The following is a 24,482-nucleotide window of genomic DNA, read 5'->3' as shown; positions in this document are numbered from 1 at the left end:
GTGCGGATGAACACTAAGCCGAGTGTAATGGCAATGTTACGATTACCTTCGTGCCGGCATCCTTATCTATGATCTTGATCAAACCATTGGCATTATTAGTGTTGTTGAGTACATCAATTCGGTTTTGGGTGATGGCAACGCCTTTAGAACTTTTTCCGTTCACTCGAATCGATGTCTGGGCTGACCTGCGCCCAACACCGTTATCGTCAACTGTGCAAACCAATTCATCGTTTTGGCTTTCAAATGAGATATTGATCTTTCCACCTTTTTCAATGGTGGACAAACCGTGAATGATGCTATTCTCTACAAAGGGCTGCAATAGCATAGGGGGCAGCAGTACTTCATCGGCATCCAAATCATCAGCCACCTCAATATCGAAATCGAAGGTATTTTCAAACCGTTTCCGTTCTATGGCGAGATAGGTCTTGAGCAATGCGATATCTTCTGCCAAGGTGATTGCTTTTTTATCAGAATTTTCTAAGGTCATTCGCATCAATTTGGCAAACTTACCCAAATAGTCGCTGGCCGCTTGACTATCATTTTTCAAAATATAATCACCAATGGAATTAAGGCTGTTGAAAATAAAATGTGGGTTCATTTGCGCCCGCAAAGCTTTCAATTCCACCTCAGCTACCGTGGCCTTAAACTCGGCGTCCTTTTTTTCCGTATCTGCTTTTTGTTTTCTTCGGTACAATACAAAAGCGAATAAAGATGTTACGATAATGCCTCCGCCGCCGAGAATAAAGGCATTTTTGATGGCGCGTTGGCGTTCTGTTTCGGCCAAGGCAAGAGCTTCTTTTTTATCGGCTTCATATTGGATTTCCTTCCGTGATATTTCAACTTTGAGGTCTGCATTGATTAGGCTATCATTCAAGGTGGTATAGGCTTTGAAGTTTTCAAGTGCTTTTTGGTAATCCCCCTTTTTTTCTTGGATTTTGGCCAAGGTCTGAAGGGATTTCGTCTCGGTATAGAGATTGTTCAACGACTTGACGGCATTTAAACTGGCTTGGGCGTACGACTCGGCTTTTTCCAAATCATCGCTATGCATATACACTTCTGCAGCGTTGATGTAAACAGGCACTCTCAACATTTCAAGATCTAACGAATCTATCATTTTAAGACTTGTAGAAGTATTGGCCAAGCCTTCGTCTAGGCGTCCGGCCTGTGCTTGTACCAAGCCCAAATTACTCTTTACATTGGCAATCTGAAGTACGTCTCCGGTATGTTCCGCTTCCTTAATGGAAGCTTTAAAATAGTACACCGCAGAATCGGTTTGTTGCCGAAGACCAAAAATGTTTCCGATATTCGATAGGCTATTGCTCTTTCGCTGCGGAAAGGCCAAGAGTTTCTTAAAAATGGGCAATGCCTTGTCAAAATCTTCCTGCTCGTAATGGATAAGGCCCATATTGGTGAGCGAGGCAAATTGGTATCGCTTAAATGAAGGGTTCGTTTCACTGATGGCATATGCCATTTGATAATAGTCAAGTGCGGTAAGTGGGTCTGATAGAAAATAATGGTACACCACGCCAACATTATTGCTCGCCAGCAACTTTCCCTTTTCATAATTCAATTGCTCAGCTAACGATAAGGTCTTTAGATTATAGGTCAACCAAGTGGTGTCAGATGGGGTTTGCAGCATTTTATTGGCGACGTACCGCTGTCTTAAATTGACCAAAGTAGTATCAATCCCTTTATAATTTTTGATGATATTTTGTAACGAGTCCGCAACCTGAATCTGCCCGAAAGAAATGTAACAACCTACCAGCAGTATGGCGGTGAAAAATGTTTTCATTAAAATTTCATTTGGGCATTTAAAATAACCATTAAAAACGGTAAAACCATTAATCCCTGACATTAAGCTGAAAAGTACCTACGATAATACATTTTCCATGGTCAACCTAGAAAGAAATACACACCTTGCTATTGATTAAAACAAAGACTTATGAGATATTTTATTCCATTGCTACTCTCCATGGTATTTATTGCATGTAGTAGTGACGATGATTCTGGTTCAACAGATGACGATAATCCGGTCTTGGGCGACTCATTTATCACGGCAAAAATCAATGGTGATGATTTTCAGGCAGTACCTATGGACAGGGGTGTGCCCACCATTTCAGCTGCACTCAGCGAGAGCCCGGCCTTCTTTTCATTGGTAATATCGGGTATCGACCTATTTGAGGATATTACCGAAGGGGAGGCCATCATTATTGCGATGGCCGGGTCAAGTTTTGATTTGGTAACCGAAGGTGCCCAGGTAAATAACCCTGTCGATAATCCTTTGGAACTAACCTTTGGTGGCGGGTATGCACCCTATGAAACCGGTGGGCCAAATGTGGATTTTGACACCGACGGCAGTTCTGGGTTTTTGAGGATTACGGCTATCGATAAAGAGGCCCAAACTATTTCCGGTGAGTTTGAATTTAGTGTGGAAAATTCAGATACCGGTGAAGTACTTCAGATTACCGAAGGTGTATTCAACAATATCGATTATGGTGTTAATTAATACCTTTATCCCCTAAATTGAAGACTTATCCATAGAAATCAATTCAAATCGAAATTAACCGCATTACTTCTATTTATGCCGACCAAAAGAGTTTTATGTGTTTTGATTTTCATGTTTAGTGCCGTTCTTATGACCGCACAGAACTGTAAAGATTTGGTAGGTTGGATAAATTTGATTAAGCAAGAATATCCGCAAGCGACCTCTTTACGGTATATGCATCGAGGGAAGGTTGAAAACCTTGCCGCCAATTATTTCTCAAAAGCCTATTTTGAACCGTATCGCGGGAAGGCTTACGCACTGCTATCCCAGAAAACCGCAGTTAAGGACTTCAGAAAAATCCAAGTCTGTTTCGTTAAAGGCAATTACAGAAATGACCCCCATTACAATTGGGCGTTCCAGAACATTATCACCAATTACTATATGGCGTATGGCAATCCTGGTTTTATGAATAAAATCACGACTGTTGACGCCAAACGAAGTCAATTGGAAAAAGAGTTGGCAACGGCCTCAAAAAACGGCTTTTCAAAAACGGAACTAGTACAATTTAAGCAGCGTTTGACTCGCGAGTATGCAGTACTTCTAGAAAGCGAACTGAAGCAGGCCAGTGTGGAAATCGATGCGTTGATTGCCGAAAAGACCGACACAGCACTTGATGACATTCTAGCATCCATAGAGAAATTAAATAATGAAAAACAGTCGCTACCCAAATTAGCTTCACTAAAACAACAGGCACAAAAAGTAGTAGCTGAAGCCTCACGGCCCAAACAAATCGAATTCCAATCCCGAATGGATACCAAGGCAAAGGCACTGCTACAGAACGCTGTGAAGGCAGATTTAGGCTTGGTCAGTCAGAATGAGGATATCGCTCAGATTAACGGAAAAATCAAGGTATTTCAACAAGATTATGCATCATTTTCTGGATACGATGAAGTGAAAAAAGCCCAAAAAACATTGATTTCGAAAAAAGAAAACCAGATTGATACGAAAATAAATAGCATTGAAAGTAAGATAGGACAGGCCGATAATACCGCTTTTCAACGTTTGAAAAATGAGTATTTGAGTTATTTGCCCGCACAATCTGCCCAATTTCAAAAACTGACCAGACTCTTGGATGCCAGAAAAAAGGAATTGGTAGCGCAACAACGACTGAAACAACAACAGCAAAAATTGGCCAACAGTCAAGACCGTATTGCCTATCTAGACACCAATGGAAAAGATGAGGGAACAATGCAGTTCAAGACATTGGGATTGAACAAGGCCGCATTTTTTGATTACGTCTATAGAGGTCATTTCGAGAATATCGAATTGGATGTTAATGATAGCCATTTCCTCATGATCTTAAGTGCATACTTGAACACTTTTGGCAGTCTATGTCCAGATCAACTCCCCGAAGATAAGGTAGAGATAATGACCGAGGTCTGCTCACGAGAGAGTGTGACTACAGATGGCTGGGGCGTTGAGGTAAGCAGGTATTGCATCGCTTGGAAAACAGTAGGCACGGGCATTTACGCAGACCCCAAATTATATGCCGCAAAAATGCGTTTGGTCGCACAACAAGATCAGAACGCCTTGCGAACCGTAATGGACATGTACACCAATCCTAATGCGATGGGCAATTCAGTAGATCAGATCCACAAAGCCAAAGCACTGCAAAGCGATATGTCCAACTTTTTTAGATTGAACGCATGTGATTCAAAAAGCATCACACAATTTGCCAACAACCTACTGGCCTTTGCCACCCAGCGGCCACCTGTGCGCTTAAAGGGAATGAGCAATTATGAAAAAATCAAGATATTGGGCGGTCCAAGTGGCGACCAAAACTATACAAAGCTGCTCAATGATATATTGAGAAATCAATCCAATACCTGGGCTATGAATAAATATATTGGCAATAGTATTGCCAATGTGCGCGAGTTTAAATCACAAGATAAAACCCAAATGATTGCATTGAAAGCCAATTATGGTTTTAGCGGGTTATTAGGAAAACAAACCGGTGCCGTAACCGTAAAATTCAAAGATGGCTTACCGGATTGTATCTACTTTTCAGACTTTCCGGAAAATTGCAAAAAACCCAATAGCACATTAATTGCAAAATATGCAACAGGAAAGTACGAAAAGTAGCAAGGGTAAATAGATTTATTTCAGATTTCTTATTGAAGCACAACCTATTTAGGGAAGGTTATGAGGTAATGAACAATGCTTTATTTGAATTACCTACATATTGGTAATGGCCAAGCCTCTTTGATTTAAAGGGAACATACGTAAGTTGATTTCAATGATCCTTTATAGCCCAGTATGGTTTTCTTTTTTTTAGTAATTGAATTTAAGGGTATTGCCGACCGTTAGGCCAAATCAAAAGGATATTCTAACCTCTAATACCGTATTGCTTTTGCGCTCCACACTTTTTTTTCAAAAAAGCTTCTATCTTTCCCTTCTGGAAAAGGGTTCTTAACATCTATTAAGAAGGGGTTTTTATGGGGTTGTGCTCCCCAAAAAAGATTTATTTTAGTAGACCACAATCTGACCAAAAAATGCCCAATCAGTTTTTTAAGTACTGGAAACTTCATAAAGTACCAATTCTCTTGGTATTCTTGATTCTTTTGTTGTATGCAGTCTTTGCATACGATCTAAAGCGGGAAAATTTCATCATGCTTATAACCCTTTTTGTGGTGTTATTTTTTTTATACTTCAAGTTGATTCAGCTAGAAAAATGGAACTTTAAGATTTTACTGGCTTCCGGATTGCTTTTTCGACTGGTGTTCTTAGTGGTTGAACCCAATCTTTCTCAAGACTTTTACCGTTTTATCTGGGATGGGGAACTCATCAAAAATGGTATTAATCCCTATTTATATACCCCAAATGAATTCTTGGAGAATAACAACATTACCATTGCAAACTCCCAAACCTTGCATGAAGGTATGGGGTCATTGAGTGCCCGGCACTACAGTAATTATCCCCCTTTGAACCAAATTATTTTTTTCATTTCGACTTTTATTGGTGGTAGCAGTATTATGGGTTCTTTAGTAGCCATGCGTATTTTCATTATCGTGGCTGACATTGGGGTACTCTATTTTGCCCAAAAACTATTGAAAAAATTGAGACTGTCAGGTCACCTTGCCTTTTGGTATTTTTTAAATCCATTGGTAATCATAGAGCTTACGGGAAACTTACATTTTGAAGGGGTGATGTTGTTCTTTTTTGTTTGGGCAATTTATCTGGTCAGTATTGAAAAATGGAAGGTCGCTGCCCCTATATATGCCTTCTCCATACTATTAAAACTAGTTCCTATGGTATTTTTACCTCTATTTTTAAAACATTTGGGGTTTAAAAAAAGTATCTTATTTTATGGATTTATAGGTCTTACCTGTATCGCTTTTCTGCTTCCATTCTATTCTCCCATGTTCATTGACAATTATGCCAAGACCGTCGGACTATGGTTTTCCAATTTTGAATTCAATGCAGGACTATATAATATGGTAAAGAAAATCGGAGTGCTCTATTTTGAGGCCAAGCCATGGGAATTGGTGAAGTCTTATGGAAGTTTAGTTCCTAAATTGGTTGTCATCGCAGCACTGCTGTTGACCGTTTTTCGAAAGAACCAAAACCTCAAAACCCTCATAAGCTCAATGCTGGCCCTATTGACCTTTTATTATTTTTTGTCTTCAACGGTACACCCCTGGTATATTATCTTTTTGCTGGTCTTAGCTATTTTTACCGAATATCGTTTTGCCATAATCTGGTCTGGTATGGTTGCATTTAGTTATTATGCCTATGCCAATGCTGATTACAAAGAAAATCTTTGGTTACTTGCCCTTGAATATTTTGTCGTTTTTGGATATCTCGCTTATGAAATATTAAAAAATCATAACATTAAATCGTTCTTTCGTAAAAAATTGGTGTAGTATTAGTGACTTTAGAATTAATTTGTACATTTATCCCAATGAACGCGCAGTTTTACATAGCACCGTTTACCATGAATACATTATTTGCTGTATTCGTACCTCGTCGCCGTCGCCCGTAAGGGTGCACTTCTATTTTGGGAATAGGTGAGTCCATTCCCGCCAAACAAACAAATCATTTTATTCCATTTTTAAATCCTTTAGCAATGAAGATTATAATTGCTAACGAATCACATTTTAAATTTGCACAGACCATCAGTGATACCATTACCGAATCTGCCAAGGTACGGGGTACCGGTATTGCAATGCGAACACCAGAATACATTATCAAGCGATTAGAAAACGGGAATGCCGTTATTGCTCTGGATGGTGATAAATTTGCTGGTTTTTGCTACATCGAGGTTTGGGGCAACAAAGGGTTTGTTGCAAACTCGGGTTTAATAGTACATCCTGATTATAGGGGGCAAGGTCTGGCCAAAAAAATCAAGAAAGCCATTTTTGATTTGTCAAGGGAAAAGTTTCCAAATGCCAAAATTTTTGGAATCACTACCGGACTTCCCGTCATGAAAATGAATTATGAATTGGGGTACAAACCAGTAACATTTTCTGAGCTTACCGATGATCCTGATTTTTGGAAAGGCTGTCAAACGTGTAAAAACTTTGATATTCTAACGAGAACGGAACGTAAAATGTGCCTATGCACCGGAATGTTATATGACCCTAGTACCAATGACGAATCATTGGAAAAGAGAAAAATGAACAATAAGGTCTTTCATCGATTGAAGGGTATTAAAGAAAATATGTTCTTAAAAAAGAAAACAAAATAAAAGCTGTCAAATCTAGCGTGGTCAAGATGGTCCATTACCAAAACCCATTCTCGATTACGTACCTACTGACAGTTAAGATTTATTGAATTATGAAAAAATTAGTACTTGCTTACAGCGGCGGATTGGATACTTCGTACTGCGCCAAATACCTATCTAAAGAAAAAGGATTTGAGGTTCATGCCGTAAGTGTCAATACGGGCGGATTTTCATCAGAAGAAATTCAGGTCATCAAAGAAAAAGCTTTGTCATTGGGCGCTACGAGTTACACCTCTATTGATTCGGTACAAAACTTTTATGACAAGGTAGTCAAGTACCTCATTTTCGGAAATGTTCTGCGAAACAACACCTATCCCCTTTCCGTGAGTGCCGAACGAATCGTGCAAGCTGTCGAAATTGTTACCCATGCCAAAAAAATAGGGGCCAGCTATATTGCCCACGGCAGTACGGGGGCAGGCAATGACCAGGTCAGGTTTGATATGATCTTTCAAACACTGGCACCAGAAATTGAAATCATTACACCCATTCGAGACAATCAGCTCTCACGAGAAATGGAAATTGAATATTTAAAGCAAAATGGCATAGACTACCCGTGGCAAAAAGCGAAATATTCCATCAATAAAGGCCTCTGGGGAACTTCAGTTGGTGGCGACGAGACCTTGACCTCTCATTTGCCCTTGCCAGATTCGGCATACCCAAGTCAACTTGAATCAAAAGAACCCAAACAACTCAAACTAACTTTCGATCATGGAGAACTTATAGCCCTTGACGACGAAAAAGGGAATCCGGTGGCGAACATCGAGAAATTGGAAGCTATTGCCTCAAAATATGCCATTGGTAGGGATATTCATGTTGGCGACACCATTATCGGAATAAAAGGCCGTGTCGGTTTTGAGGCAGCTGCCGCATTGATCATCATTAAGGCGCACCATTTATTGGAAAAACATACCCTCAGCAAATGGCAGCAATACCAAAAAGAACAACAGGGCAATTTTTATGGAATGCTCTTGCACGAGGGTAATTATTTGGATGAGGTCATGCGAAACATTGAAGCTTTTCTCACCGATACCCAAAAAAACGTAACGGGAGATGTTTTCGTTAGCCTTTATCCCTTTCAGTTTCGATTGGATGGTATTTCGTCACCCCACGATCTCATGAACGCTTCATTCGGAAGCTATGGCGAAATGAACAAGGGCTGGACTGCCGAGGAAGCTAAAGGTTTTATAAAAATCCTGTCCAATCCAGGTAAAATAGCCAACCATGTTAATAGCTAGGGATAAGGAATTGGCATATAAATAAGCGCTATAAAAAATACAAACGTCAAAATCAAATACAAATGGTCATCCTAAAAAATGCATTGAATTTGAATTTTGTGGTTGAACTTGAATTTGAAATATGATTAAAGTAGGAATAATAGGTGGTTCAGGGTACACTGGTGGAGAACTGATACGGTTATTACTTCACCATCCTCAGGTCGAAATTGACTTTATATACAGTACCACAAAGGCCGGAAAAGCGATAACTGCTGCCCACGCGGATTTACTTGGCCAGACGGATTTAAAGTTCACCAATGCCCTAAACCTTGACATTGACCTGGTCTTTCTATGTTTGGGACATGGGAACTCCCATAAATTTTTATTGGAAAATCCATTTTCATCCGCTACAAAAATCATCGATTTAAGCAACGATTTTCGACTACAGGCCGATGCTGTTTTTAAAGGAAACAAGTTCGTTTACGGATTACCTGAACTTTTTAAATCAGAAATAAAGAAAGCTGTGGCAATCGCCAATCCCGGATGTTTTGCAACAGCGATTCAGTTGGCGCTGTTACCTTTGGCCAAAGCCGGAAAATTAAGTAATGAAGTCCACATCAATGCGGTGACCGGCAGTACCGGTGCGGGTATCAAACCTTCAGAAACAACCCATTTCAGTTGGCGCAACAATAATGCCAGCTGGTACAAACCCTTTACACACCAACATTTAGGTGAAATCGGTGAAAGTTTAAATTCTTTTGGCACCGATGTGGGCAAACGCTATTTTCTACCCCACCGTGGCAACTTTACCCGTGGAATATTAGCAACGGCCTACACAAAATTTAATGAAAGTCTAGAGGTTGCAGAACAGCTTTACGGTTCTTTTTACCAAAACGCCGTTTTTACCCATATCGCTGAAGCACCCCTTCATTTGAAACAAGTAGTCAATACCAACAATTGCCATATCCATTTACAAAAGCACGACGATATTTTGTTGGTTACCTCGGCAATCGACAATCTATTAAAAGGAGCTTCGGGCCAAGCCGTTCAAAATATGAATTTGATGTTCGGTTTTGAAGAAAATTTGGGATTGAACCTAAAAGCCAGTGCTTTTTAAATTTAGAAGAATCAAATAACCAATATCATGAAAATAGCTATTATAGGAGCAGGTAATTTAGGACTAGCGATTGCCAAAGGTGTTTTACACAGTAATGGGGCAACCACGATGTACCTTACCAAACGTAATATCAGCGAGATCAAAGACTTTGAAAAGTATGGTAATGTCACCGTGACTTCCGATAATACGCAAGCCGTCAAAAATTCTGACATTTTGATTTTTGCAGTACAACCCGGCCATTTCGAAGCTATACTATATGATATCAAAGGCTTGTTGACCGAAAAACATGTGGTCATAAGTACGATTACGGGTTTTGGCATAAAAAAGATAGAGTCCATTATAGGTTCTGATAACCATATCATTAGAAGTATGCCCAATACGGCGATATCGGTCAGTAAATCCATGACCTGTATTTGCAGTAATGACTTGGGCAAAAAACGCATTGACCTCGCCAAGGCCATTTTTAATAGAATGGGACATTCGCTAGAAATACCGGAAGAACAAATGCAAGCGGCTACCGTAATTTGTGCAAGTGGTATCGCTTTTTGGATGCGCTTGATACGTGCCACCACCCAAGGGGCGATTCAGTTGGGTTTTGATGCGAAAGAAGCCCAAGAATTGGCGATGCACACTTGTAATGGGGCAGCTAGCCTATTGATTGAATCAGGCAGCCATCCCGAAGAAGAAATTGATAGGGTGACCACTCCTAAAGGATGTACCATTTCTGGCCTTAATGAAATGGAACACCAGGGTTTAAGTTCCTCTTTAATTCGTGGAATTGTCACTTCGTTCGAAAAGATCAGTGATATTAGAAAGGGATAAATAATACCAGGTCGAATTGTCATCCTGAGCGCAGTCGAAGGAGTTGTCGAGACCCTAATAATAAGATTCCCCATTTTAGGGAATATCAAAACAGTACTATGAAACTATTTGATGTATATCCACTTTACGATGTAACTCCGCTGTCAGCAAAAGGAATAGAGGTTACCGATGAACACGGTCAAAAATATCTGGATTTCTACGGTGGCCATGCGGTTATTTCCATAGGGCATTCCCATCCCCATTACATAAACCGATTAAAGGAACAGCTTGATAAAATTGGGTTTTACAGCAATTCCATTCAAAATCCTTTGCAAAAAGAATTGGCCCACAAACTAGGAAAGCTGTCAGATTGTGAAAACTATGACCTTTTCTTATGCAATTCAGGTGCCGAAGCCAACGAGAATGCATTGAAAATGGCATCGTTCCATACCGGCAAATCAAAAGTGATCGCCTTTCAAAATGCCTTTCACGGACGAACTTCAGCTGCGGTGGCCACAACGGATAATGCCAAAATCAATGCCCCGATCAACCAGCAGCAAAAAGTTACTTTTTTGGCTTTCGAAGACTTTGAAGGTTTGGAAGCTGCGTTAAATACAAGGGAATATTGTGCTGTAATTCTTGAAGCCATACAAGGTGTTGGCGGTTTGGATGAACCTAGCACCCCATTCTATCAATTCATTCACGAAAAGTGTAAAGAAAACGATGTCTTGGTCATTGCTGATGAAGTACAGTCAGGTTTTGGTAGAAGCGGTCGGTTTTTCGCATTTCAACATCACAATATAACCCCTGATATCATAACCATTGCAAAAGGAATGGGTAATGGTTTTCCTGTGGGTGGCGTACTCATACATGAATCCATTAAAGCGTCTTACGGGTTGCTTGGCACCACCTTTGGGGGCAATCATTTGGCATGTGCTGCCACCTTGGCCGTTTTAGAAGTTGTGGAAAAGGAAAAACTCATCAAAAATGCCGACAAATTGGGGCACTATTTTCACGAAAGGGCAAAGGAAATCAAGGCTATCAAAAAAGTTAAGGGAAGGGGGCTTATGTTAGGTCTGGAATTTGACTACGAAGTGGCGGAATTACGAAAAAAACTCATTTACAATCAACATGTCTTTACTGGTGGTTCTGCCAATAAAAGATTATTACGATTTCTACCGGCATTGAATATCACAAAGCAACATATTGATATTTTCTTTGAGAGATTGAGAGCTGAATTAAATTAAATACAAGGTCGGGCCTGCCTTGCCGGCAGATAGGCGCGGTCAAGACCCATATAATTAGATTCCCACTTTTCGGGAATGATAAGAAGTAAGCAATGAAAAATTACCTGTCTATAAACGACTTAGGAAATCTGCAAGAAGCAGTAAAGGAAGCATTGGATCTAAAACGACATCCATATCACTTTAAAACATTGGGCAACCAAAAAACTATTTGCCTATTGTTCTTCAACAATAGTTTGCGTACCCGCTTGAGCACGCAAAAAGCGGCGATGAATCTCGGAATGGACGTCATGGTGATGAATTTTGGCAGTGAAGGTTGGCAATTGGAGTTTGAAGATGGCACGATAATGGACCAAGGCAAATCGGAGCATATTAAAGAAGCGGCCCAAGTAGTTTCCCAATTTTGTGATATTGTCGCCATTCGGGCATTTGCAAGTTTGATTGATAAAGAAAGGGATGAGGCTGAAGTGGTCTTAAACGGATTTGTAAAATATGCCAATATTCCCATAGTGAATATGGAAAGTTCCGTCGCACATCCATTACAAGCTCTGGCCGACGCCATCACTTTGGAAGAAAACAGCGTAAATGACAACCCTAAAGTAGTACTATCATGGGCGCCACATCCTAAAGCGTTGCCGCACGCCGTGGCCAATTCATTTGTCGAGATGATGAAATTACAAGACGTCGAATTTGTTATCACGCATCCAAAGGGATATGATTTGGATCCAGAAATCACAAAGGGATGTAAAATTGTTCACAATCAAGAAATGGCACTTGAAAATGCGAACTTTGTCTATGTTAAAAATTGGAGCAGTTATGTTGACTATGGCAACGTATCGACCCAAGGCACCAACTGGATGATGACCAAAGAAAAATTGGGAGATGCCAAGTTCATGCATTGCTTACCGGTCAGAAGAAACGTAGTGGTTGAAGACGCCGTATTGGATGGCAAGCAGAGTTTGGTAATCGAACAGGCCAATAACCGGATTTTTGCGGCACAATTGGTACTAAAACGGATATTGGAACATTTATGACAGGTGTTAACCCGATAGTGTAAGGTGATGAGAAATCCATAGTTTACCTGAAGATTCAAAAAACGGCAAAACAATATGAAGCAAAAGCTTTCCATAGTAAAAATAGGCGGTAACATTATAGAACACCCTGCAGCACTCACCAAGTTTTTGGCCTTATTTTCAAAACTGGAAGGTCACAAAATTTTAGTGCATGGTGGAGGCAAAAAAGCAAATCATGTCCTTAAAAAAATGGGGCTGGAACCGAACATGGTTAATGGCCGCAGAATTACCGATGCCGATACCTTAGAGGTGGCTATTATGGTATACGGCGGTTTGGTCAATAAAACGATTGTCTCAAAATTGCAGGCCTTAAAAACAAATGCGATAGGCATAAGCGGCGCTGATGGCAATACCATTAGGGCCAACAAAAGACCTGTTAAAGAAATCGACTATGGTTTTGTAGGTGATGTGACCGCCGTGGATATCAAGATGATAGGAAATCTTTTAAAGGCAACCTTGGTTCCCGTTTTCTGTGCGCTGACACATGATGGCCACGGACAACTGCTGAATACCAATGCTGACACCATTGCCGCTGAACTATCAGGAGAAATGAGCAGGTATTACGATACTATTCTTTATTATTGTTTTGAGAAAAACGGGGTATTGGAAGATATAAATGATGAAAATTCCATAATACCGATAATAGATTCAAGAAAGTATCCGGGCCTATTGAACAGTGGGGTTATTGTAGACGGTATGCTCCCCAAAATACAAAACAGCTTCCATGCGCTTGAAAGAGGTGCTATCGAGGTTAGAATTGGCAATTTAGACCTATTCAAAAAAGAAAGTAAGAACTACACAACTATCGTGTTATGACCATAACTAAAGACACTTTGGCACAAGAGGCCTTGAATTTGTTAAAACAATTGATCTCTATCCCTTCCCTTTCTGAAGAAGAAGATGAAACGGCAACGGCCATAGCTAATTGGCTGAAAAAATTTGGAGTGGATACCAAACGCCAACATAACAATATCTATGCATTCAACAAGTACTACGATGAAAGCAAACCCAACCTACTTTTAAATTCACATCATGATACCGTAGAGCCCAATTCTGCCTATACCAAAGACCCTTTTCATCCCCATGTCGAAGATGGAAAGCTATATGGGTTGGGAAGTAACGATGCCGGGGGGGCACTCTGCTCGCTTTTAGCAACGTTTGTACACTTTTATGAGCGTGAAGACCTCAACCATAACGTCATTATGGCGGCCACTGCCGAAGAGGAGGATGCAGGTGCTAAAAGTCTTTCTGCGCTGCTTCCCATCTTACCCGAGATAGATGTGGCCATTGTTGGCGAACCTACGCAGATGCAATTGGCCATTGCTGAAAAAGGATTGATCGTGTATGATGGTAAAGTTGTGGGCACACCTTCGCATGCGGCGCATCCAAATGATAACAGTGCCATTTACAAGACCGCAGAAGTGCTGACTTGGTTTGAAAATTATGAGTTTGCCAAAGTTTCAGAGGTATTGGGGCCAGTAAAGATCACTGTCACACAAATGAGTGCAGGAAGCCAACACAATGTAGTTCCCGCGCATGTAGATTTGGTCATTGATACTAGAATAAATGATTGTTATACCAACCAAGAAATCAATGAAATACTTCTAAACGAAGCGCCGTGCGAATTAAAACCAAGATCACTGAACAAAGACAGTTCTTCCATTGCAATTGACCATCCCTTGGTACAGTCGGGTATTGCCCTAGGCCGAGAAACCTACGGTTCTCCAACGTTGTCCGATCAGGCAAAGCTCAGTTGCCAATCATTAAAGTTGGGACCTGGTTACAGTCCGCGTTCGCACTCTGCCAATGAATTTATCTATGTGGATGAAGTATATGAAGGCGTACAGTTGTATATTGATATACTCGAAGGATTCCTTTCTTAGTTATAAGTTAAAAGTTTTAAGTTAGGAGATGTATAATTATAGAGATTTAATAGTGTGGCAGAAATCAATGAATTTGGTGGAGCTGGTATACAAAATAACAACTCGGTTTCCGAGTGAAGAAAAGTACGGACTGACAAGTCAAATCAGAAGAAGTGCGGTTTCTATTCCTAGCAATATTGCTGAAGGAACAGGTAGGAACTCAAAAAAATCATTTCGAAATTTTCTGGAAATATCCAACGGCTCAATTAATGAACTCAAAACACAATTGGAAATTGCTGAAAAACTTAGTTATATTCCAAAAGAGGAATTGAACACCACACTAAAACTCTGTAATGAAGTTCAAAAAATAACCTACACCCTCATTAAAAAATATAGTAACCCCAAAGACTTAGAACTTTAACCTAAAAACTTAGAACTAAAAAAAATGAAACTCTGGGATAAAGGCTTTAGCACCGATAAAAAAATAGATCATTTTACCGTGGGCAATGATCGGGAATTGGATTTGGTTTTAGCAAAATATGATGTCATCGCCTCAAAAGCACATGCAAAAATGCTGGGTAAGGTTGGTTTGATTTCCACCAACGAAGCTGAATCACTGGTCAGTGAACTTGATAGTATCAGCGAGTCAATAAAAAGAGGCACTTTTACCATTGAAGACTCTTTTGAGGATATGCATTCCAAAATAGAATTTATCCTCACCGAAAAACTTGGGGATATCGGCAAGAAAATCCATACCGCAAGATCTCGTAATGATCAGGTTTTGGTGGCTATGCATTTATACTTAAAAGACGAGCTTATTGAAATCAAATCACTGGTAAAAGCCCTTTTCGATTTACTTTTGAAATTGGCCGATACCCATAAAACGGTATTGCTCGCCGGGTATACCCATCTTCAAATTGCCATGCCCTCTTCTTTCGGACTTTGGTTTTCGGCCTATGCCGAAAGTTTGATTGATGATCTATATTTTGTGGATGCTGCGTACAAAGTTGCCGACCAAAACCCCTTGGGAAGTGCCGCCGGCTATGGCAGCTCCTTCCCTATTGACCGAGGTTTCACTACCAGTGAAATGGGTTTTGAAACCCTAAAGTATAATGTCGTAGCTGCCCAAATGGGGCGTGGAAAAGTGGAAAAAGCCACCGCATTCGGAATCTCATCCATTGCAGCGACACTATCAAAACTTGCTATGGATATTTGCCTCTATATGAGTCAAAATTTCGATTTCATCTCGTTCCCAGATGAATTGACCACCGGCAGTAGCATTATGCCACATAAAAAAAATCCTGATGTTTTTGAATTGGTTCGCGGTAAATGTAACAAGTTGCAATCCATACCAAACCAACTAACGTTAGTGATAAACAACCTACCCAGTGGCTATCATAGGGATTTGCAATTGGTTAAGGAGATTATTGTTCCCGCGATTCAGGATATGAAGGCCTGTTTGGAGATTCTGACTTTCAGCCTAAAAGAAGTAAAAATAAATACTTCCATCTTGGAAGACCCAAAATACGACTATCTCTTTAGCGTAGATACGTTAAATGAACTCGTTCAAAACGGAATGCCTTTTCGAGACGCCTATAAACACATGGGGCAAGAGATTGAAAAGGGTACGTTCAAACCCAAAAGGAATAGCGCACATACCCATGAGGGCAGTTTGGGCAATCTTTGCCTAAACCAGATAAAATTAAAAATGGACGCGCTGTTTCAAAACTAATTTCACGGTTTACAGGGTAATACTGACCACACCTTACCCCTAGTTTTACAACAAAATTTTGCTTGATAGTGGGTAGAAGAAATATTTTTCACCCTAAATCGTTGAGAGTAAACCCCAAACCCTGACACATGTTTAGACAGCTACTGCTACTTGGTGCCCTGTTATTTTTCACCGATAGCTTTGCCCAAGATTTCATTACCCGTTGGAACACCAATTTGCCAGGATCCGCAAACAATGAAATCACGATACCGACAAATCCAGCTTTTACCAACTACGACTATAGTGTAGATTGGGGTGATGGCATACAAGACAACAATGTAACCGGTAACATCACCCATACCTATGCCGCTCCCGGTATTTACACCGTAACGATAAATGGTGATTTTCCAGCGATTTATTTTAATGGCACTGGTGATAGACAAAAAATCATAGAGATTCTAGATTGGGGTACCATTCAATGGCAAACAATGGAAAATGCCTTTTACGGGTGTACCAATTTGAATTTTGATGCAATCGGCCCTCCAGATTTAAGCCAAGTTACAAGCCTTCGAAACATGTTTCGGTTGTGCGGCTCGTTCAACGGTATTGTAAACGATTGGGATGTAACCACAATAACCGATATCTCAGGTGTTTTTAGACAGGCAAGCACCTTTAATAGACCCTTGGATAATTGGACCACGAACTCCATCACGGATATGTCCTCTGTTTTTGAGGGAGCCGTATTGTTCAATGAGCCTTTGGATAGTTGGAATACAGCAGCCGTTACGACAATGGAAAAAATGTTTTCAGGGGCCCAAAGTTTCAATCAAAACATTGATAACTGGATTGTTACGAACGTGACCAATATGTCTCGGACTTTTGCCAGCACAGGAGCCTTTAATAGCCCTCTGAATAATTGGGACGTGACCAACGTCACCACAATGGAAAGTATGTTTAGCTCATCAGCTTTTAACTTGCCTTTGGACCAATGGAAGGTGAATCAAGTAATCGACATGTCCGGTATGTTTTCAAATACTTCTTTTAATCAACCTCTAGATAGCTGGAACGTTGATGAAGTGACGAATATGTCCCGCATGTTCTCTAGTTCTTCATTTAATCAACCCATAGAAATTTGGAATGTCGATAATGTTACCAACATGTCGTTTATGTTTCAATCCAACCTGGTATTCAATCAACCTTTGAACAATTGGAACGTGGGCAACGTAACCAATATGAGCGGTATGTTCAAGGGATCCGGGTTTAGTGCCACGGTATTCGACCAACCATTAGACCTGTGGAATGTGAGCAACGTTACCAATATGGCCGGTATGTTCGAGGTATCCCAGTTTAACCAACCCCTAAACGACTGGAACGTAGGCAATGTTACCGATATGAACAATATGTTCGCAGGCTTTAGTACTTCGACCACATTTTTTAATCAACCATTGCCAGATTGGAACACCAGTAAGGTGGAGAACATGAATGGAATGTTCAGATCTTCAAGCTTTGACCATCCTATTGATAATTGGGATGTTTCAGGGGTAACGACCATGAATAGAATGTTCAATCTCGCGATGGATTTCAATCAGCCCTTGAACGGTTGGAACGTAAGTGCAGTTACAAATATGGGATTTATGTTTGCCGATGCACCAGCGTTCAACCAGCCTTTAGTTGGTTGGAACACCTTATTGGTTATCGATATGTCAAGCATGTTCAATAACGCAGGGGCATTTGATCAAAATTTGGCAAATTTCAATATCGAGAACGTTACCAGTATGTCGGCAATGTTCAATGGGGCGGCACTGTCCTTGGAAAATTATGACAATACCCTCATTGGCTGGGCAACGCAAAATGTGACCGCGGATGTCGATTTGGGCGCCAATGGACTGACCTACTGCGAAGGTCGTGAAGAGCGACAAGAATTGATCGATGACCATAATTGGAACATTACCGGAGACTCCGTGGATTGTAGCTTTGTACTATGCACCTCTTTTATATCTCCACAAGATGGTGATACCAATGTACCGGCCAATTTTGATTTACGATGGAACCCTGCACCCAATGCAACGGGTTATAACCTGAGTTTAAGTTACGAAAGGGGCGGCACGACCACAGTAGTATTTACAGATGAAGATCAAGGGAATGTTGTAGGGGTTGACTTTGTAACGGACTTTATGCCCGGCGATATTGTAACAGCAAAGGTTACTCCCTACAATGATGATGGGCCAGCAACGGGCTGTGATGAGATCACCTTTACCGTAGTTCCTAATTGGAGGGATGGCCTAGAAGCCTTTAAATTAACCATTGATACCAGAAATGTCACTTTTCCTGGGAACTATTCAAATGCCAACCAATTTCGAATAACCGCAAGATCTGGGGTCACTTATAATTATTCCATTGATTGGGGAGACAACCAATTTGACAATAATGTTTCAGAGACCATTACACATACGTATCTGAATCCGGGCATATACACCATTGCGATAATCGGTGATTATCCTGCCCACTATTATCCAAGTCCCTTTGCAGATAACAACAAGGTTCTCTCCATTGATCAATGGGGAACCATAGCGTGGGAAATATTGGAATCCGCCTTTTACAGTTGCGGTAGTTTTACCGGGTATAACGCAACGGACACACCTGACCTCTCTCGGGTCACCGATATCTCAAGAATGTTTGAATCTTCGAACTTTAATGGCAATATCAATAATTGGGATGTTAGCACTGTAGAAAACATGAATCGAACTTTTATTGGCATGAGTGTATTCAACCAACCCTTAAATGACTGGGACGTTAGCAATGTCACTACGATGAGGGACATGTTCTTGGGTACTACTGAATTTAATCAGCCCTTAGACCAGTGGGATGTTGGCAACGTGACCGATATGAGTAGAATGTTCGATGGTTTTAACAGAGATATGCTTTTCAATCAAAACTTGAATAGCTGGGATGTTAGAAAGGTTGAAGATATGACTTCCATGTTTTCAAAATGTGTTGATTATGACCAACCGATGAATAATTGGCAACCGGAATCGGTAAGGAGTATGGATGAGATGTTTGACGAGGCCCGATCCTTTAATCAAGATATCTCAAGCTGGGATGTGTCTGCGGTAGAACAAATGAACGCGATGTTCAGAAGTGCCGAGAACTTTAACCAACCGCTCAATTCATGGAACGTATCCAATGTGGTTTTGATGCAAAACATGTTTGCCGGGGCCAGTAGTTTCAACCAGCCGCTTGACAATTGGAATGTTGTGAGTACTATCGATATGCAAGGTATGTTCCTCAGCGCAATCGCCTTTGACCAAAACATCAATCCTTGGAATGTCACCAATGTCATCGATATGTCTTCCATGTTTGAAGGAGCTTTAGTATTTAATTCACCAATGGATAATTGGGTGGTCGACTCGGCGGTCAACATGTCCCGAATGTTCAGGGGAGCCGAAGCCTTCAACCGACCATTGGACAATTGGAATGTCAGTGCGGTCGCAAATATGAGCAGTATGTTCGAAAACGCAATCGTTTTTGACCAACCCCTCAATTCATGGAACGTAAGCTCCGTCACCCTAATGGAATCCATGTTTGAAGGTGCTGAGAGTTTTGACCAAAATCTCGATTCATGGGATGTATCCGTAGTCACCAACTTTAATTCCATGTTCAAAAATGCTGCCCTCTTTAACGGTACTTTAAATTCATGGGACACAGGTGAAGTACTCAATATGGGCGAAATGTTCAGTGGTGCCAGTGCCTTTGATCAACCTATGGATAGTTGGAATGTTTCCTTCGTCACCACCATGTTTGAAATGTTCAAAGATGCCACGAGCTACAACCAAGACATGGATTCATGGAATGTCGCATCGGTCAGTACCATGCAAGGGATGTTTCAAGGAGCAACTGCCTTTGATGGAGCAATAGGAAACTGGAATGTTAGGGGCGTCGCTACGATGCAAAACATGTTTTTTGGCGCATCAAGTTTCAATCAAAATATAAATGATTGGAGGGTAAATGGTGTTGGAAATATGGATTCCATGTTTAGGGATGCCATCACATACAACCAAAATATGGAGCAATGGAACCTCGGTTCGGTCAACATGAATTCCATGTTCAGGGATGCTACCGGCTTTAATCAATTTCTAGGGGACTGGAATATTGAGAATGTCAATACTATGGAAAACATGCTCGACAATACGGCATTGACCCGTGAAAATTATGACAATACCTTGATTGAATGGTCAGAACAGACCCTGACACCTGGCATCACCTTTGGGGCCTTGACCTTGCCCTATTGCGATGCAGAGACCGAACGGCAATCCATCATAGACACGTATGGATGGAATATTGTTGGCGATGTGCGCGATTGTCCTATTCCAGGGTGTACGCAATTGATCGCACCTGAAGAGAACGATACCGATGTACCCGTAAATACCAATTTAACTTGGGAAGCCGCTCTTTATGCTACTGGCTATAGATTGGCCATTGACGTGGACGGAACCGTAACCAATATTACCTTGGGGGAAGTGACCACTTATGAATTCCCGACCGATTTTGTGGGTGGCGAAGTCGTCAGTGTCACCATTACACCGTTCAACAGCGAAGGCGATGCTTCATGCGGTCCAGAGAGTTTTACGATTTCCAATGCCCCAGCTACTTTTCCAGACTGTACCGTGTTGACCGTTCCTGTGAATACCACGGATGTTTCCGTCGATACGGACTTGATGTGGGAACCCATCGCCAATGCCGATGGCTATCGCTTGACCGTTGGAACGACCAGTGGTGGTAACGATGTATTGGATAATGAAGATGTGGGCAACGTTACCGAATATGATTTTGCAATGGATTTAGATGAGGATCAAGATATTTTTGTTACCATCATTCCTTACAATAATGAGGGAAGTCCTACGACCTGCCCAGAGCAATCTTTTAAAACAGAAATTATTCCTGTGCCACCGACCTGCACCAATTTAACGGCTCCGGAAGATGGCGATACCGGTGTTCTTGTCGATACTGATATTAGTTGGCAACCAGTGGATAACGCAACCGGTTATCTGATTACCATCGGTACTACTTCAGGTGGTATTGAAGTCGCCAACAGTATTGATGTAGGAAATATGACCACTTATGATATTCCCATGGACCTGCAAGAAAATAGGATATATTTTGTAACCATAGTTCCATATAACGATGTCGGGGATGCCATAGGCTGTTCAGGTGCAGAAGAAAGTTTTAGAACGATTGATAGTTCAAGTAATCTACCAGATTGCACATCTTTAATTGCTCCTGAAAATGATGATACCGATGTTGCAATAAACCTTGCAGAAATTTCTTGGAACGCCGTGACCAATGCCGATGGGTACCGAATTACGGTTGATGGTAGTACCAGCGATGCTAACGATGTGACCGATTTGGTCGTCAATGGCACCTCGCATCCATTTGCCAATAACTTTGAGAACGGCGAGACCGTGACCGTGACCATCATTCCTTTTAACGCGGATGGGGATGCCAGTGGATGTGCCCCTCCTGAATCGTTTACCATCGTTTCGGCTACCGCTATGCTACCATTATGTACCACTTTGGTCGCTCCTGAAAATGGCGATACCGATGTCGCAGTTGACCTTACCGAGATTTCTTGGAACGCCGTGACCAATGCCGATGGGTACCGAATTACGGTTGATGGTAGTACCAGCGATGCTAACGATGTGACCGATTTGGTCGTAAACGGCACCTCGCATCCGTTTGCCAATAACTTTGAGAACGGCGAGACCGTGACCGTGACCATCATTCCTTTTAACGCGGATGGTGATGCCAGTGGATGTGCGCCTCCTGAATCGTTTACCATCGTTTCCGAAATGGGTAGCGTTCCCGAATGTACCTCTTTAAGTGCGGCACTGATCAATGCCACAACTGTTTCGGTCACCTCCAATCTAACATGGGATGCCATCAATGGAGCTGAAGGTTACCGATTGACAGTAGGCACAACATCTGGGGGAACCGACATACTTGACGATATTGACGTGGGTAACGTACTTACATACGACCTAATCGATGACCTTCCCTATGAACAACAAATCTTTGTAACTATAATACCTTATAATAGTGTCGGGGATGCCAATGGTTGTGCAGAACAAAGTTTTACGACAGTCACAGAACCGACACCACCCGCGTGCACCAATTTACTTACACCACTCAATTTAGATATTGACGTACCAATAGGTGTGACCCTAAGTTGGAATGCAGCCCCGGGCGCCAATGGGTACCGTTTAACCGTAGGCACGGAAACCAGTATCGGTGATATCATAAACAATCAAGATTTAGGAAATGTAACTTCTTTCAACTTGCCCAACGATTTGCCCGAAAACACCGAGATATTTGTGGCCTTAGTACCATATAATGGGGTGGGTGACGCCGAATTCTGTGAAGAAGAAAGTTTTATCACAGAAACCCTAGCCCCGTTAGTGCCCCCTTGCACGACCATTACAATACCAGAGAACGGTAGTACGGATGTAAGTATAGCAACTGCTATTACTTGGAACGCCATTGGCGACGTTGATGGGTATATCATAAATATTGGAACAACAGCTGGGGGAAGCGATATTCTTGACAACTTTGATGCAGGATTAACCACTTCTTATGACCTTTTAGAAGATTTACCTTTTGAACAAGAAATCTTTGTTTCAGTGCTTCCGTATAACGAGGTGGGCACTGCCATAGATTGCGAAATCCATTCATTTACCACAGCCGCTGAACCCGAAATAGAATCACTTTTCGGATTTTCGCCTGACAACGATGGTATCAATGATTTCTGGGTCATTGAGGGTATCGAAAGCTATCCTGAAAATACCGTGGTCATTTTCAACCGCTGGGGCGATATGGTCTTTCAAATTGATGGCTATGACAATAATTCCAATGTTTTTAGGGGAGAGGCGAACCAGTTGACCGGCTTGGGGGCCGGGCAACTACCTGAAGGCACCTATTTCTTTCAACTCATTTTGCCCGAAGACCATAACTTAAAACAGACCAAAGGCTATTTGGTGCTAAAAAGATAATTATGAAAAAGTATACCTACCTTTTGGCATTGACCCTAATTTGGGGATTGCCTTTTTTGACCAAAGCGCAACAAACGCCCGTATTCTCTGAATACAACTACAACCCATTTCTAATAAACGCTGCGTATGCCGGTGTTTCAAATGGTGCAGAGGCCACACTAAGCAACTCAGGGTTCAACAATGAGTTCGAAGGTACACCGCGAAATCTAGCTTTCACCTTTAATACTAGAATAAATGAAGGCAAAGTTGGTTTAGGTGCCGGAATTATAAATGATGAAATTGGGGTAACATCGGCAACCCAGGTTTTCGCCTCATATGCCTATAAAATTTATCTTAACGACAATGTCCATCCGTATTGGAAGGTTTACGATCGTTCATTTTTATCTTTTGGTCTTACAGCGGGTGCGCTTTTATACAATGAAGAACTATTACAGCTGGGTATTCAGAATGACCCCAATTTCGCGGAAAATATAAACGCTACTTTGCCCGCAGCGGGTGTAGGTATTCTTTTTGGCCACGCCAACTTTTTTGCTGGGGTATCCATGCCGAATGTTTTAGGCGATACGTTTGCCAATCAAGACAATCTTAATCTGACAAGACCACTTTATGCCTATACCGGCTATCATTTTGCCACAAGCAAGTATGACCCTAATTTAATATTAAAACCAAGCTTTTTATTGAAGTACGAGAACGGGGCACCGCTTCAAGTAGACATGAACCTATCACTAAACTATAGAAATGCATTTGAGGTGGGTGCGGGTTATCGAACCAGTAGTTCGTTTAATGTGGTTGCCGGCTTTTACCTCTTTAAAAACTTCAGGGCACTTTACAACTATACCCAAAATGGAGGTAATGCCCCTATTGGAAACACACACGGTATTGTTTTGAGTTATCGTGCAGGGAATGGGTACGCATTGAATTGATAATTGGAATACCCTTAGATTTCACGGTAAGTAAGATACCATCAAACCCTATGATATCTATATTATTCCTACTTCTTACAACGACCTGCACTGGTTTTATGTTTTCTCAAAGACCATAATCAGATTTGTTATATGGTACCAAATGCCCTACTGATTATCAACATCTAGGTTAAACTTCCCTTTTTGCGATATGCATTTCGGCCAGGCGACCTGACAGGAAGAAGTG

Annotated in this window: 16 protein-coding genes; 15 read left to right on the top strand and 1 reads right to left on the bottom strand. The window is 41.3% G+C overall.

Annotation, left to right across the window (positions count from 1 at the left end):
• Positions 1–13: 13 nt before the first annotated feature.
• Positions 14–1,792 (bottom strand): histidine kinase, encoded by a 1,779-nt coding sequence (locus AACM45_RS11815; protein WP_339142893.1) that lies wholly within the window; start codon positions 1,790–1,792, stop codon positions 14–16.
• A 150-nt stretch (positions 1,793–1,942) separates the two neighbouring features.
• On the opposite strand from AACM45_RS11815, the gene AACM45_RS11810 reads away from it, so the two are divergent.
• The 15 genes from AACM45_RS11810 (at position 1,943) to AACM45_RS11740 (ending at position 24,256) form a co-directional block, all read left to right on the top strand.
• On the top strand, positions 1,943–2,506 hold the full coding sequence (locus tag AACM45_RS11810) for a DUF6252 family protein (protein ID WP_339142892.1): 564 nt from the start codon (positions 1,943–1,945) through the stop codon (positions 2,504–2,506).
• Between the two features lie 75 nt (positions 2,507–2,581).
• Positions 2,582–4,627: a hypothetical protein gene (locus AACM45_RS11805; protein WP_339142891.1), complete on the top strand. Its 2,046-nt coding sequence runs from the start codon at positions 2,582–2,584 to the stop codon at positions 4,625–4,627.
• A gap of 410 nt (positions 4,628–5,037) precedes the next feature.
• The gene (gene mptB, locus AACM45_RS11800) at positions 5,038–6,408 is read left to right on the top strand and encodes a polyprenol phosphomannose-dependent alpha 1,6 mannosyltransferase MptB (protein WP_339142890.1); all 1,371 of its coding nucleotides are present in this window, start codon (positions 5,038–5,040) and stop codon (positions 6,406–6,408) included.
• A 203-nt stretch (positions 6,409–6,611) separates the two neighbouring features.
• Positions 6,612–7,232, top strand: coding sequence for a GNAT family N-acetyltransferase (locus tag AACM45_RS11795; protein ID WP_339142888.1), 621 nt, complete (start codon positions 6,612–6,614; stop codon positions 7,230–7,232).
• A gap of 89 nt (positions 7,233–7,321) precedes the next feature.
• Positions 7,322–8,503, top strand: a complete 1,182-nt coding sequence (gene argG / locus AACM45_RS11790; RefSeq protein WP_339142886.1) for an argininosuccinate synthase — start codon at positions 7,322–7,324, stop codon at positions 8,501–8,503.
• Between the two features lie 121 nt (positions 8,504–8,624).
• Positions 8,625–9,599, top strand: a complete 975-nt coding sequence (gene argC, locus AACM45_RS11785) for an N-acetyl-gamma-glutamyl-phosphate reductase (protein ID WP_339142885.1) — start codon at positions 8,625–8,627, stop codon at positions 9,597–9,599.
• 27 nt (positions 9,600–9,626) lie between these two features.
• On the top strand, positions 9,627–10,421 hold the full coding sequence (gene proC / locus AACM45_RS11780) for a pyrroline-5-carboxylate reductase (RefSeq protein WP_339142884.1): 795 nt from the start codon (positions 9,627–9,629) through the stop codon (positions 10,419–10,421).
• A gap of 98 nt (positions 10,422–10,519) precedes the next feature.
• Positions 10,520–11,647, top strand: a complete 1,128-nt coding sequence (locus AACM45_RS11775; protein WP_339142883.1) for an aspartate aminotransferase family protein — start codon at positions 10,520–10,522, stop codon at positions 11,645–11,647.
• 92 nt (positions 11,648–11,739) lie between these two features.
• Entirely contained in the window at positions 11,740–12,678 is a 939-nt protein-coding gene (locus AACM45_RS11770; protein WP_339142882.1) for an acetylornithine carbamoyltransferase, read from the top strand.
• Positions 12,679–12,753: 75 nt separating this feature from the next.
• Positions 12,754–13,533 carry an acetylglutamate kinase gene (gene argB / locus AACM45_RS11765; RefSeq protein WP_339142881.1) on the top strand — a complete coding sequence of 260 codons (780 nt, stop codon included), beginning with the start codon at positions 12,754–12,756 and terminating at the stop codon, positions 13,531–13,533.
• On the top strand, positions 13,530–14,600 hold the full coding sequence (locus AACM45_RS11760) for a M20/M25/M40 family metallo-hydrolase (RefSeq protein ID WP_339142880.1): 1,071 nt from the start codon (positions 13,530–13,532) through the stop codon (positions 14,598–14,600). The genes argB and AACM45_RS11760 overlap by 4 nt, the downstream gene beginning before the upstream one ends.
• Before the next feature lie 28 nt (positions 14,601–14,628).
• On the top strand, positions 14,629–15,000 hold the full coding sequence (locus AACM45_RS11755; RefSeq protein WP_339142879.1) for a four helix bundle protein: 372 nt from the start codon (positions 14,629–14,631) through the stop codon (positions 14,998–15,000).
• A 24-nt stretch (positions 15,001–15,024) separates the two neighbouring features.
• Complete coding sequence (argH, locus tag AACM45_RS11750) at positions 15,025–16,311, top strand: argininosuccinate lyase (RefSeq protein ID WP_339142877.1); 1,287 nt, start codon at positions 15,025–15,027, stop codon at positions 16,309–16,311.
• A gap of 128 nt (positions 16,312–16,439) precedes the next feature.
• Positions 16,440–23,333 carry a BspA family leucine-rich repeat surface protein gene (locus AACM45_RS11745; protein WP_339142876.1) on the top strand — a complete coding sequence of 2,298 codons (6,894 nt, stop codon included), beginning with the start codon at positions 16,440–16,442 and terminating at the stop codon, positions 23,331–23,333.
• Positions 23,334–23,335: 2 nt separating this feature from the next.
• The gene (locus AACM45_RS11740; protein ID WP_339142875.1) at positions 23,336–24,256 is read left to right on the top strand and encodes a PorP/SprF family type IX secretion system membrane protein; all 921 of its coding nucleotides are present in this window, start codon (positions 23,336–23,338) and stop codon (positions 24,254–24,256) included.
• The last annotated feature ends 226 nt before the right edge of the window (positions 24,257–24,482 follow it).

Source organism: Croceitalea sp. MTPC5 (assembly GCF_036985505.1).
Lineage (GTDB): Bacteria > Bacteroidota > Bacteroidia > Flavobacteriales > Flavobacteriaceae > Croceitalea.
Note: the sequence above shows the minus strand (reverse complement) of the source record. Positions and strands in the feature narration are given on the sequence as shown.